Here is a 13,162-nt window from a genome sequence, read left to right on the forward strand (position 1 = left end):
TGAAAATTGAAATTGCTATTGACATTGAAATTGAAAAAACATTCTCTACCTTGCATGTAAATTATACCAAATGAATTCCTCCTCTTTTTATAGTCTTTTACAAAAAAAATTTCCTTTTCAACCGACACACAAACAGGATATTTTTTTTCAAAAAATAGCTATTTTTTTAACGGACACGCATAACGATACCATTTTTGTTTTAAAAGGATATGCGGGAACCGGAAAAACTACCGTAATAGCTACGATTGTAAATAGTTTAGTAGAAATCAATAAAAAGTATGTTTTATTAGCGCCAACAGGGCGTGCGGCAAAAGTGATTGCTAATTATTCCGATAAACCGGCTTTTACAATTCATAAAAAAATCTATTTTCCTAAGAAATCTTCCGGAGGTGGCGTCTCATTTACTTTGCAACAAAACAAACACACCAACACGATTTTTATTGTTGATGAAGCTTCGATGATTTCGGACACCAATTCCGATTCTAAGCTTTATGAAAATGGTTCTCTACTGGATGATTTGATTTCCTATGTGTATTCAGGCACGAATTGCAAAATGATTTTACTGGGAGATTCGGCTCAATTGCCTCCGGTAAATTTAGACATCAGTCCCGCATTGGACATTCAAACATTAAGTATTAACTACGATAAAGAAGTCGAATATATTGAGTTGGACGAAGTGATGCGTCAGGAAGAAAATTCGGGAATTTTGCACAATGCCACGGAACTTCGAGAACTATTGAAGGATTCTTTTATAACTGAATTCAAATTTGATGTCAAAAAATTCAAAGATATTGTGCGCCTAACTGATGGCTATGATATTCAGGACGCCATTAATTCTGCCTACAGTAATTATAGCATTGAAGATACTGCTTTTATTGTTCGTTCCAATAAAAGAGCGAATCAATATAATGAACAAATCCGAACCAAAATCCTCGATAAAGAAAGCGAACTTTCTACAGGTGATTTCCTGATGGTAGTAAAAAATAATTATTTCTGGTTAAAAGATTCTGATGAAGCGGGTTTTATTGCTAATGGTGATATTATCGAAGTCTTGGAAATTTTCAATATCAAAGAATTGTATGGTTTTAAGTTTGCCAAAGTAAAAATTAGAATGATTGATTATCCCAATCAGATCCCGTTTGAAACAGTATTGTTATTGGACACCATAAAAAGCGAATCGCCATCATTAACCTATGAAGAATCCAACCGATTGTATCAGGAAGTGCTGAAGGATTACGAAGGTCAAACAAAATTCAATCAATTCCAAAAAGTAAAAGCCAACGAATATTTCAACGGCTTACAAGTAAAATTCTCGTATGCCATAACCTGTCATAAATCACAAGGTGGGCAATGGAATACGGTTTTTATAGAACAACCGTATTTGCCGGACGGCATCAATAGAGATTATATTCGGTGGTTGTATACCGCAATGACCCGAGCCAAAAATAAATTATATTTGATCGGATTTAAAGATGAGAATTTTGTGGAATAATTTTAAAAACAACCGCAAATTCGCAAATTTTTCTATTTAATTTTTAATATATAATTTGCGGATTTGCGGTAAAAAAAATAGCTATGAACACACTAAACGACTTGCTTAAAATTTCAGGCTCTTTTTTGAATACAAGTTATTGGGGATTCTTCTCGTATGACGCCGGTAAAGATTATGTAGATCTACTTATTTTGTTTTTTCGAGTACAAATTCCAAAGTATCTACAAAAGCACCATCGATACCATTATCGATTTCAAAATTCTGGTAGGAGGGACTTGCCTTCATCTGTAAATTTTCCAATTGAAGTGAATCCATTTTCGCAACATATTGTCCCGATTTTAAACCCAAATAACTAAAATAACCATCGGGTTCCGAAAGAATACTGGCGATTAATGTATCGTGTAAATCATAGATAGCGACTTTTAAGCCTCCAGTTCCCAGAAGTTGCTCATTTTCTTTTCGATACACCATTCCGGAAACTTCTCCCACAACCACAACCGGAATTTCAATTATTTTTAATTGATTGGGATTTAGTATACAATTTAAAGTTTTGTTATTTATGCGCCAAGCAATAGAATTAACTTTGGCGGTATTAAGTTCCACATAATTATTAATATAGGGTTCTAATCCGGTTATTATGGTGGTTCCATTGGGATTAACGAGCTGACGGTCACCGCCCATTACTATGATCTGGACTCCTTTTACCAGAGGTTCTTTGGCCTCTTTTTTTCCATTTCCATTGATGTCTAAAAACGGAACGAATTTTACACTCGCTCTGCCCACACTTATTTGGTTATTAAAACGTACAAAATTAGCTTGGGGTTCAAAGATTAAGCTTCCGCTGGCAGATTGCGAAAAAGAAGCACTATTTTTATAAAAAACACTTGAAAATCCAGTATTGATATGATCGAAATTATGTGTAAAACTAATTTGAAAACTACTGTTTTGATTCTTAAAATTATAATCTAAAGAGGCTTGAATATAGCCTTTTTTAAAAATTGGCTTTCTCAATTGTGTTTGCAATGTCGTCATGGCATTGGCATCATATCCATAGCGCAATTGGGGAACAAGGACAAATCTTTTAGGAAGTTGGAATGAGGTAGAAATATTGCTGTATACCGATGGTTTTTGGTTTTTGGTAAAAAAGGCATTGGTGGTAAAATTAAAATTAAATCCAAATGAATTTCCCGAGAGTAAAAATTCAGAAGTGGTAAATTTAGTGGTACTAAATAGGTTTTCTTGAATGGTAAATCGGGAAGTTCCCGAAAAAAAAGAACTGCGATGTGGCATGGAAATACTTGCTTTCCGCATTTCGGAATAATTGAATCGAACGGCTTGTTGGTTCTTATCGTATTTACTATAATCAAAGTCAAAACGAAGGTTTTTGGGTGTCGTATAATTCAAATTGAGATCATACAGCACTTTTGAATAATAGCTTGCCGTAAGAAATAATTGAGACGAGAGTCGAAAGGATGAATTCAAAAACGGAATACTTTTATTCGATTCTAAAGAGGAAATATATTCTATTCCACCTCCCAAAGTGACGTGATTAGAAAGTCCATAATTTACTTTTGCACTGGTAAAAATACTGCCTTTGCTATCCTCAATAATCCCGGAACTGATCGTGTATTCTACCTCCTTTTTTGGAAGGAAAAGAGCAGGAACTACAAATTGATTGCTAAATAACTGCTCTTCGCCCCAAGGTCCATAATATCGGAGTGTAACTTCGGTACGACCGTACATTAAAGGAACGTTGAACGAAAAGAAACCGTTGGCATCTGCCTGAAGATAATCGATTAATACATTGTTGATGTAGAGTTCCACCGTCCAATTGGCCTGGGTATGATCGCTCAAGATATACGTGCCAAAAGATTTTCTGATTTGGGTAGAGGCATTCGTGATCTGAGCTCCGATAATGGGAAACAAAATTGTCGCTTTGGAAGGAGCTGAAATTTTTCCTAAAGTGAACTGCTTAATATATTTGTTTTCATTGTTCACATAGCGCCATCGATAAAACTGGTTTTTGGCCACTATGGGTTGGTTGCTGGTGTAATTTAGCAAAGTGGTCAATTCACCTCCAGCTACAATGCCGCCTAAATTGAGGAGTAATCGTTCTGAATGACTTCCTTCAGATTGTTGTATGGTATTAACAGCCCAATTAGCTGTTCCAAAATGAAGTAGTGGTTTGTCACGTACGATAGTTGTGTCCGCTTTAAATTCCATTTTCATTTTGTTGATGTTATCGCGCATTTCTAGCAATCGGGCTTCTCTAATGGCGGGAAGTTCGAGTTTTGAGACCATTTCAACGGATAAACTCCTAAAGCTAAAATTATTTTCTAGCCCAAATATTTGATTGAAATAAGAAGCGTTTAAAAATAAATTTGTTTTGGTACGAATAAAATCGCTTGGTTTCAGGGTGTAAACTTCCTCTTTGTAGCTAATGGTGTTGGTGTTTTGGTCAATTTTGAAGGTGTTATTTTGATTAATAAAAAAACCTTCAATAGTAGTAAAATTAGAATTGGGTATATTTCGTATTTTAATATAATCCAAAACTTCGGATACCGAAAGATAGACTTTAGATCCGCATATTACCGAGGAAATTTCGGTGGCACCAATGTATTTTACCTGAAGCAGCACTAAAACTTCATCGCAATCTTCCTCTTGTGCAGTAGCAGAAAAGGCTATCATGGAGAAAAGGAATAGAGATATGATGTTGTACAATTTAGTCATAAAGAACGAAGAGTAGCAAGTACTTTTGCTAAAGGGAATTATTTTTTTAGAGAACTGCCTGAGTTGCGTCTATGAATATTAATTAGAATTTGTTTGATCAGTAGTGTTTTGAATTCGGATTTTTTCTAAACTAGCTGTCAAAGTTCTTGTGAAGATGTCAAGTTCAGTAACAGAATCTTTTAAATAGATACTTAAACTTTCTAACTCTTCTTTTGATATAGCTTTAGAATCAATATGATTTGTCAAACCTTGCATTCTAGAAATAGGACTTCGAACTTGATGGGAAACTTGAAAAAGCATTTCAGTAATGGATTTTAGGTATTTCTGTTTTTCTGTATCTTTTTGTAACAAGATTTCTTTGTATCGTAGAATAATAAAGCACGATATCCAGATAGAAAGAATGGATAAGATTTTGTTAGTAAAAACACTATAATACATTTCGATATGGTAGTAATCAATGGTATCAATAAGTGTTAAAATAGTGCATATTATGGCAAGCCTTATTATTTTATCTTTGTCTAAAGTATATGAAATAACTAAAGGAATTATATACAAAACAGCTATTGCTACTCCTAGAGGTACTTTTAAGTCTAATACGAATATAATTAGAACGATACTTGTTATAAGAATTTTTGGCATTATTAATTTTCTGTTCTATTAAATAATATATAAATCAAAAGGTTTATCTGTAATATAATTCTTTTGCGATTGCACTTATCTCATTATCATGCTTTGTTTTAGAAAAAAACGATGTCTTTCACGGCGTAATTTATCTGAAAATATTTTGATGTTTTGGTATTGTATTTTTTATCGTAATGTTTTCAAAAAACAAACAAAATTAACAAACAGATGATTCTTATTTATTACTATTAATTTCCGTTTCAAGTGAATATTCTTCGTTGTCTGACAAATTAAGGAAGGCTTCAGCATAAGTAGTTTCTTGATTTGGGGTAGAATAGATCACCTGTAATTTTCCCTTGCTGTAATCAATACCTGGAATAGTATTGAGTTTAATTTTGGTTTTGCGCAAATTTCCAGGAGCATATACTGCAAAGCCTTTTATTAGTCCCACATTAGTACTAATTCCCTCAGGATAAATATAATTGACATTCAGTTCCCCATAAGCAGATTGATTGCCTGTGCGGTGAATATCCAAGTATAAATCCTGTGATGGCAGCAATGCCAAATTAGATAAGGTCACTGCCGTATTTGCTTGTCCTATCGTAATAATATTGGCGATTAAAATCCCATAAACAGGTGTTAATTGAATGTCTATACTTTTTGGCTTGATCGTATCTGTTGCAGTGGTTTCGTTTTCTAAAAGTTTCGTTTTAGGAACACCTCGAAAATACAGATGAGAGCGGTATTCACCCTCTTTTAATTCGCTGGTTTTGATGAGTTGGATTTTTACGGTTTGCGATTCATTAGGTGCCAGAGTGATAGTTCTGGGATAATAACGGAGATAAGGTGAGGCAAAATTTTGATTTTCTTCTGGTTCTTCTATCGTATTGAATTTACCATCTTCATCCATTTTAATCTGACTGTAGGATAATCTGTAGGTTGTAGTATCTTTCCCGGTATTGGATAAATTAACATTTTGTACCCGGCTTTGAATTCCGTCAAAGACAATGCGTTTTGGGAATACCATTAAATCTCCTTGGGCCAGTAAAGGAAATGAAAAATTTAAAAAAAGAACCAGAATAAGAATACTTTTTTTAGTCATGAGGGTTTTAATTTTGTGGTATTTTGTTTTTCTATTTAATGAATTAAGCTCCTTAAAATTTAATTAAAAAGGGTGTTTATTTCTAAGCACCCTTTTTATTCAATTTAGTTGTAATTTACCGTAACAGCAAAACCACCCGAATTTACATAGGTACCGACCGCTTGTGCAAGTCCAACGGTTAACGTAGCTCCAACAGTAAAGGCTTGTGATCCAGAAACTAAAGTTCCGGAAGTTCCAATTGAACTTACAAAAGAAGCAACTGACATAGTTTTTAATCCTGTACCTGTAGCTACAGTTGTAAGTTCAAGAGCACTAGTAGGCAATGTAATTGTATAAGCATAAGCTCCTTCACCTGATACTGCAAATGCAGCAGCAGCAGGAGATCCAGTAGCAGAAGTCAATTTAACTCCTCCAGTAGATGATCTAACAGCTGCAGGAGTCATAACAAGTGTACCCCCAGTAGATAAAGTTGCAAAGGAACCAAAATTTAATGCGGTCGTAGTAGTAATTCCAATTGGAGCTACAATAGTTGTAGTGGTATTAGCTGAATTTACAGTAGCTGGTGCACTTTGTGCCAAAGCACTTGTACTAAACACAGCAGTCAAAGCCATAATAGATAAAAGTGATGTAATTTTTTTCATTGTAAAATAATTTGGGGTTAAAATTAAGAAGCAAGTGCAGGTTTTGCCCTGGTCCTTAATCAGTTTAAATAATTTGTTTTGTATTAGCAAAAGTGCCAATTCCGGAGCAAATGTATTTAGTCCGTTAATATATGTAAAACGAGAAGTAATAAATGATGGCTACTAAGTCATAAGTGAAAAGGAACCGAAGTAAGAATTATTTGATAAAAATTCAATAAAATCTTGGTTTTTATTGTGTTCATGCTTTTTAAAGGCTTTAAAAAAACATTAAAAAGTTAAAATTAACTAAAAGGACTTGAATTTTTAATAATTAAAATTCTTATAAAAATGTATTATTGCTACAGTTATGCGTTCATTTATTGTATTTTCTTAAAAGGTTTAAAAAGATAATTTATAAACGAATGGAACTAGTTTCGAAAATTAAAAAAGAGTGTCTTTGCGGTTTAAAACAAGTTGTTTTTAAACGTTTCAAAATTAGCATCATTTGAGTATAATTCGATCCAGAAATTCTTGTGTAATAGGTTTTTGCTGAAAGGAAACTACATTTGGGTCCCTGCAAACACGAATAATATCATGATTATCAATCGTGTTTGAAACAATAAATACTTTAACCTTATTTTTTAAAGTAAGCGGAAATTTATCATAAGCTTCCAGAAATTCAAAACCCGAAAAATGGGGCATATATAAATCTATAAAAATTATCTCAGGCAGCTGACCATGTCTTTCTTGATTTTCTTCTAAATATATCAGTGCTTCCCTTGCAAGTGAAAACTCGACAACCTTTTTTCCAAAATTATTATGGAGAATTATTCTAGAATTAATGTAGCGTTCAATTGGATTATCATCAATTAATAGCACTTTTTCGAATTTTGCTTTCAACTCGGTTTTCATGGTTTTAGTATTTAAGTGCAGTCATACAGGAAATATTTATTAGTTTACAACGAAAAAGAACTCCTATAATTTTGTGTAATTGTTATTCTTTAAGTTTAATAAATTTATTAAAATCATCTTGCCGTCTTTTGGCAACAGCCAAAAGTACACCATTAGGAAATTCGCAGAAATAGCCTTCTTTTTTAGAAATTTTCACTATGTGACGCAGATTAATAATATACGAGTGGTGAATTCTAAAAAAATAGTTGGGATCGAGAATTGTAATATATTCTCCTAAATTTTTACTCGATACGATTTTTTTGCCATTTTGTAGAAAAAAAGTAGTGCACCTTCCTTCGGCCTTACAGTAAATTATTTCCGACATAGGAATGAGTTCAATTTTATCCAAGGAGGAAACCGCAACATAATCGTTTGGCTGATTTAATGAGTTTAATAGCTCAAGTGCCTTGATTACCTGATTTTGATAGGATCGCTCCATTTTAATTCTTTTAATAGCTTTGTATACAGCTAAAAGAAGAGAATTAAAATCGACAGGTTTTAAAATAAAATCAATCGCATTTTGTTTAAATGCGATTACAGCATTTTGTTTATCGGCAGAAATGAATACCAGTTTAGGAATACTCTGTTCTAATTCATTGAGCATATCAAAAAAAGTATCATCTGTAAAGGAAATATCTAAAAATACGAGATCTGGTTTTTGTAATTGTATACTATTGATTCCTTCAATTATAGAGCTCGTTTCGTTTACTATTTTAAGAATTATAAAGTTTTCTTTTTCAAATTTTTTAATAATTTGTAAAGTGTCTTTTTCTTTCGTAATAATTACGGCATTAATAGGTATCATAGGTGTGGACTTAAGGGGTAATTGATCTTTAAAACCGATGAATACCATTAGATATTAATCTATAGTATTCATTTTTAGAATGTTATAAAAAAAATAAAATAATATTTTTGTGTATCGAAAATAAAACAATAAACAGCAATAGCACTCAGCAGTTCTTTAAATAAAAACAAAAGTAATAATCGTTACGTTTCCTGTATTAAGTGTTGTTAAACAGTGTGTTTTTGCTAAAAAGGGTATCTTTTAGTTAATTTAATTTGGTGTTTCCACTAACACAATGGAATTTCCTATTTTTTATTGTAAAAGGATTGAGAATTTACAATCAAATAGTAGTCTTTTGATACTTTTAATGGTAATTTTAGAATTATATATTTTATTGATTTTAAGAAAGTTAGTGTTTATTTTTGATAAAAAAAAATTTTAAAGTATATATTTTCCTTAGAGTCCTAACAGTAGAGTAAGTTAGTTATGATCTGAGATTATTTTATTTTATCTAACCGTGTAAGAGCGCTACACCATCCTTCTCAAAAAATAAACAATTTGAATGAAAAACGGATTTTGAATTTGGCTTTTTATTGAAGGTTTTGTTTGGTTCAAAACTAAAAATATAATGATGAATAAGCCGATAAACATATTTTAAATATATATGTTTATCTGATACCTAAAGTATATTTTTTTACTACAGATTTTACGCTTTTCCATTTTAAAAAATCTATGTATAACCCGGGAATCCGTGCCAGTTTTCTTTTAATAGAAGTAATTACAGAAAGACATAAAATTAAATATGGTTGTCCGTTACTTGTACCAAACTACATTTTACAAATGAAACTTAGCTCTTTTGTTATTTCGACCAAAGGGAGAAATCACATAACGAGAGCAACTGATGTGATTTCTCGTCCGTCGAAATAACAAAATAAAACGCAATGGTATTAGTAACGGATAGTCATAAAATTAAAAAAATATTTTTGCATTGTGGTAGCTAAAGATAATTAAACAAGACCGCTCAACTTAATAATGCAATGTAATTTAGCACTAAATTATTTTTCCTTACTTGTAGCAGCTTTATCGGTCAAGAACAATAATTCGCCATCCGATGGTTTAATTAATTGCATAGGATATTTTTCGGGATTATACGCTCCATATAAAACTTCGTTTAAGGCATAGGCTTTATTTTCTCCAAAAGTCACTACTACAATCTGTTTCGCTCTATTAATAAGAGGTGCAGTTAGAGTTATTCGAAACATAGTTTGAGACTCAAGATAATAAGCTGCTACCCACTTATCCTGTTCTTGCAATACGGCTTGCCCTGGAAAAAGAGAAGCAGTATGGCCATCATCGCCCATTCCTAATAAAATAAGGTCAAATTGTCCGTCCTCGCCTGTTATATTTTTAATAGATTTTTCATATTCCAACGCATAATCCTCAGGAGTAACACCTTCTCTATACATTGAAAATATATTGTTTTTTGGTATATTTACAAGACTTAGTAGCGTATCGTTAGCCATTTTTGCATTGCTAAGTACATCATCAAGCGGTACCCAGCGTTCGTCACCCCAAAAAATAAAAATCTTTTCCCAATCTATTTTTGTCTTGTAGGAAGCTGTTGCCAAAAGGGCATAGATAGCTACAGGTGAGGAACCGCCGGTAAGCGCTACCACAAAGCGACCGCGTTTCTGTATTGCTTTTTCTGCAGCAGCTACAAATATATTGGCAGCCTGGCTTGTTATGTCTTCCTTAGTATTAAAAATTCTTACCATCAGCTGCTACTTCTACTTGTTTTGTTTGTACTGCTTTCTTATCTTTTTCTGCCTTGTCCGCTTTCTCTGCTTTCTTTCGTAGCTTTTCTTCTTCGGCATCTAGTGTATTTGATGCCCAAGAATGCCCCTGACGAGCAAGTAATTCATTTGCCGCTTCAGGACCCCAGCTTCCAGCTTCGTATTTGTGTAGACTTGAAAATTTATCGTTTTCCCAAGCATCCTGAATGGATGTTACCACATCCCAGGCTTCTTCGACTTGATCGGAGCGCATGAATAAAGTTGGATCTCCCTGTAAAGCATCTAATAGAAGGGTTTCATAGGCTTCAGTTGCTTGGGTAGAGCATGAAAAATAGTCAAAAACCATTTCAGCTGGTTTTAACGAAAGAGACAAGCCTTGTTTTTTAGTCATAAACTGCAGTCTAATATCCATTGCGGGCTGAATGTTTATGATTAATCGGTTTGGCATCATTCCTTCTTTTCCAAAAGAAAAAGTAGAATGGGGTACCGGTTTGAATTGTATAACGATAGAGGATTGTTTTTCCTTCATTCTTTTACCTGTTCGAACGTAAAAAGGAACACCTTGCCAACGCCAGTTATCCAAATAAAATTTCATTGCTACAAATGTTTCTGTGATGGAATTATCCTTCACCCCTTTTTCTTGCAGGTATCCAGCTATCGGTTTTCCTTTTATCGAAGCTTTTTCGTACTGGCCTCTCACTGTGTAGTGTTCTACTTCATCAGGAGTTATACGGCGTATTGCTTTTAAAACGTCAGCTTTACGGTTTCTGACCTCATCAGCTTGTAACGAAGTGGGGGCTTCCATGGCAACCATCGTTAAAATTTGCATCAGGTGATTTTGTATCATATCCCTTAATGCTCCGGCACCTTCATAAAAACCACCACGGTCTTCAACACCCACTTCTTCGGCAACCGTAATCTGTACCGAATCAATAAAGTTACGGTTCCAGAGCGGCTCAAACATTGAATTTCCAAAGCGGAAAGCTAGGATGTTCTGTACAGTTTCCTTGCCTAAATAGTGGTCTATGCGGTAGATTTGTTCCTCTTCAAAGGTTTTTGCCAATAGCTTATTTAAGAGCTCGGCAGAACTTTTATCATAACCAAACGGTTTTTCAATAATAATACGATCCTGTTCCGGATTCGCGGCAAGATCTAATTTCTTAATATTATTAGATATGGTTTCAATGAAAGAAGGTGCTATTGAGAGGTAAAAAAGTCGGTTGGCACGTACCCCAAAAGACGCATCTATGGCGTCTAACTTTTGTTTCATCAACACGTATGATTCTTCTTTGTCGATATCATTTTGCAAATAAGAAATATGAGAAGCAAATTGTTCGAACTCTTTTTCGGAGGCTATTTTATTTCTCGAAAACTCATTTAGGTTTTCACTGACATGGTTTCGGTAATGCGCATCACTGTTTTCGGCCCTTCCTAAGGCAATGATCTCAAACTTTTCCGGCATACGACCATCAAGATAAAGATTATAAAAAGCGGGGAAAAGCTTTCTTTTAGCTAAGTCACCGGTAGCCCCAAAAACAAGAATGATGGTTGGGTTTATAGTATTGAGATTATCCATTATGTTCCATTTAAAATTTAGTCATTCCACTCGGTGTGAAATATACCGTTAGTATCAGTACGCTCATAAGTATGAGCCCCGAAGTAGTCGCGTAATGCCTGTATCAGATTAGTAGGAAGGTTTTCTGATCGATAAGCATCAAAATACGCTAAGGAGTTCATTAGACCGGCAATAGGTATCCCTTTTTGAACGGCAAATTGAACGGTATTCCTTATGCTGGATTGATTCTCATTTAAGGTCTTTGCTATGCTATCATCGAGCAGTATGTTTTTCAGTTCACTATTTTTGGCGTAAGCCTTTCGGAAATCTTCCAATACTACCGAACGAATAATACATCCACCACGCCAAATTTTAGCGATTGTCTCCAAGTTCAATTCGTAATTATATTCTTTTGAAGCTTTTGTTAGCAAGGCTAATCCTTGGGCATAAGTAATTAATATGGAAAAATATAAAGCCCCTTTAAGTGTTTCTATGGCTGCAGGCAAGTCAGTATTGGTTTGTTCTGCATTCCAAATTAATTTTGAGGAAGCCTCAATTCTTTCCGGTTTATTTTTAGACATTTCCCTCATTGCAACGGCAGCATCTACGGTTGAAAGGGGAACTTCTAAGTCCATGGCATTTTGAGAAGTCCATTTTCCTGTTCCTTTGGATTTTGCCCAGTCGGAGATTAGATTTATTAATATCTGGCCGTCGGTATCTTTTTTCTTCAGGATGTGTCCTGTTATTTCAATCAGGTAGGATTCGAGTTCGGTGTTATTCCATTCTTCAAATACTTTTTGAATTGTAGTGTCGTCTAGTTCGTATCCGCGTTTCATAAGATCGTATGCCTCTGAAATAAGCTGCATAATCCCATATTCAATTCCGTTATGCGCCATTTTCACGTAGTTTCCTGCAGATCCGTTGCCTAAGTATTCTACGCAAGGTTCTCCATTTACTTTAGCAGCAATGGATTCAAAAATAGGACGTAGCCTTTCATAGGCTTCTTTATTACCTCCGGGCATAAGGCTAGGGCCAAAACGGGCTCCTTTTTCGCCTCCTGAGATTCCCATTCCAAAGAAGTGGATTCCCTTGGCCGATAATTCTGTATATCTACGGTCAGTATCAGTAAAATATGTATTTCCGCCGTCGATAAGAATATCTCCTTTATCCAGGTGGGGCAGTAGGTTTTGAATGACAGCATCAACAGGTTTTCCTGCTGGTACTAATATCAGGATAGCTCTTGGCTGTCTGATAAGTGCAACAAAATCTTCGACGGCTGTTGTGGCTTTGATTCGGTGTTGGGAATTCGCTTCTTCTGTGAGAGAAAGAACTTTATCATCATCTAAGTCTAAGCCAGCTACAGCATGACCTTGGTCGGCCATATTTAAGAGTAGATTACGACCCATTACTCCTAGGCCCACTATGCCAAAATCGAATGTATTCATAATTAGTATGTAAATTTATTATTAGAAAAAAAAAGGCTGGACTTTATTTATAAAGTCCAGCCAAAATTA

The 13,162-nt window shown here is 34.3% G+C and carries 10 protein-coding genes; 1 reads left to right on the forward strand and 9 read right to left on the reverse strand.

The window, feature by feature from the left end; genetic code table 11:
- Nucleotides 1-70 precede the first annotated feature (70 nt).
- A complete protein-coding gene (locus tag EKL95_RS05080; protein WP_126459238.1) occupies nt 71-1,492 on the forward strand; it encodes an ATP-dependent RecD-like DNA helicase in 1,422 nt (473 codons plus the stop codon).
- A 186-nt stretch (nt 1,493-1,678) separates the two neighbouring features.
- Here EKL95_RS05080 and EKL95_RS05085 read toward each other — a convergent pair whose 3' ends face one another.
- The 9 genes from EKL95_RS05085 to gndA form a co-directional block, all read right to left on the reverse strand.
- Nucleotides 1,679-4,180: a hypothetical protein gene (locus tag EKL95_RS05085; protein WP_126563682.1), complete on the reverse strand. Its 2,502-nt coding sequence runs from the start codon at nt 4,178-4,180 to the stop codon at nt 1,679-1,681.
- 120 nt (nt 4,181-4,300) lie between these two features.
- Nucleotides 4,301-4,861 (reverse strand): hypothetical protein, encoded by a 561-nt coding sequence (locus EKL95_RS05090; RefSeq protein WP_126563683.1) that lies wholly within the window; start codon nt 4,859-4,861, stop codon nt 4,301-4,303.
- 217 nt (nt 4,862-5,078) lie between these two features.
- A complete protein-coding gene (locus EKL95_RS05095; RefSeq protein ID WP_126563684.1) occupies nt 5,079-5,945 on the reverse strand; it encodes a molecular chaperone in 867 nt (288 codons plus the stop codon).
- 104 nt (nt 5,946-6,049) lie between these two features.
- Entirely contained in the window at nt 6,050-6,586 is a 537-nt protein-coding gene (locus EKL95_RS05100; protein ID WP_126563685.1) for a DUF4402 domain-containing protein, read from the reverse strand.
- 480 nt (nt 6,587-7,066) lie between these two features.
- Nucleotides 7,067-7,477: a response regulator gene (locus tag EKL95_RS05105; RefSeq protein ID WP_126459254.1), complete on the reverse strand. Its 411-nt coding sequence runs from the start codon at nt 7,475-7,477 to the stop codon at nt 7,067-7,069.
- Nucleotides 7,478-7,559: 82 nt separating this feature from the next.
- Complete coding sequence (locus tag EKL95_RS05110) at nt 7,560-8,321, reverse strand: LytR/AlgR family response regulator transcription factor (RefSeq protein ID WP_126563686.1); 762 nt, start codon at nt 8,319-8,321, stop codon at nt 7,560-7,562.
- Nucleotides 8,322-9,355: 1,034 nt separating this feature from the next.
- The gene (pgl, locus tag EKL95_RS05115) at nt 9,356-10,075 is read right to left on the reverse strand and encodes a 6-phosphogluconolactonase (RefSeq protein WP_126561509.1); all 720 of its coding nucleotides are present in this window, start codon (nt 10,073-10,075) and stop codon (nt 9,356-9,358) included.
- Nucleotides 10,059-11,669: a glucose-6-phosphate dehydrogenase gene (zwf, locus tag EKL95_RS05120; protein WP_126459263.1), complete on the reverse strand. Its 1,611-nt coding sequence runs from the start codon at nt 11,667-11,669 to the stop codon at nt 10,059-10,061. The genes pgl and zwf overlap by 17 nt, the downstream gene beginning before the upstream one ends.
- Nucleotides 11,670-11,686: 17 nt before the next feature.
- Nucleotides 11,687-13,093 carry an NADP-dependent phosphogluconate dehydrogenase gene (gene gndA / locus EKL95_RS05125; RefSeq protein WP_126563687.1) on the reverse strand — a complete coding sequence of 469 codons (1,407 nt, stop codon included), beginning with the start codon at nt 13,091-13,093 and terminating at the stop codon, nt 11,687-11,689.
- Nucleotides 13,094-13,162 lie beyond the last annotated feature (69 nt).

The sequence above is a fragment of the Flavobacterium sp. LB2P53 genome (assembly GCF_003970305.1).
Classification (GTDB): Bacteria; Bacteroidota; Bacteroidia; order Flavobacteriales; family Flavobacteriaceae; genus Flavobacterium.

What these genes read in the sequence shown, in the direction of transcription:
- EKL95_RS05105 (WP_126459254.1), bottom strand. Translation starts at nt 7,477, where the DNA reads ATGAAAACCGAGTTGAAAGCAAAATTCGAAAAAGTGCTATTAATTGAT.
- EKL95_RS05085 (WP_126563682.1), bottom strand. Translation starts at nt 4,180, where the DNA reads ATGATAGCCTTTTCTGCTACTGCACAAGAGGAAGATTGCGATGAAGTT.
- EKL95_RS05090 (WP_126563683.1), bottom strand. Translation starts at nt 4,861, where the DNA reads ATGCCAAAAATTCTTATAACAAGTATCGTTCTAATTATATTCGTATTA.
- pgl (WP_126561509.1), bottom strand. Translation starts at nt 10,075, where the DNA reads ATGGTAAGAATTTTTAATACTAAGGAAGACATAACAAGCCAGGCTGCC.
- EKL95_RS05095 (WP_126563684.1), bottom strand. Translation starts at nt 5,945, where the DNA reads ATGACTAAAAAAAGTATTCTTATTCTGGTTCTTTTTTTAAATTTTTCA.
- EKL95_RS05080 (WP_126459238.1), top strand. Translation starts at nt 71, where the DNA reads ATGAATTCCTCCTCTTTTTATAGTCTTTTACAAAAAAAATTTCCTTTT.
- zwf (WP_126459263.1), bottom strand. Translation starts at nt 11,669, where the DNA reads ATGGATAATCTCAATACTATAAACCCAACCATCATTCTTGTTTTTGGG.
- EKL95_RS05110 (WP_126563686.1), bottom strand. Translation starts at nt 8,321, where the DNA reads ATGATACCTATTAATGCCGTAATTATTACGAAAGAAAAAGACACTTTA.
- gndA (WP_126563687.1), bottom strand. Translation starts at nt 13,093, where the DNA reads ATGAATACATTCGATTTTGGCATAGTGGGCCTAGGAGTAATGGGTCGT.
- EKL95_RS05100 (WP_126563685.1), bottom strand. Translation starts at nt 6,586, where the DNA reads ATGAAAAAAATTACATCACTTTTATCTATTATGGCTTTGACTGCTGTG.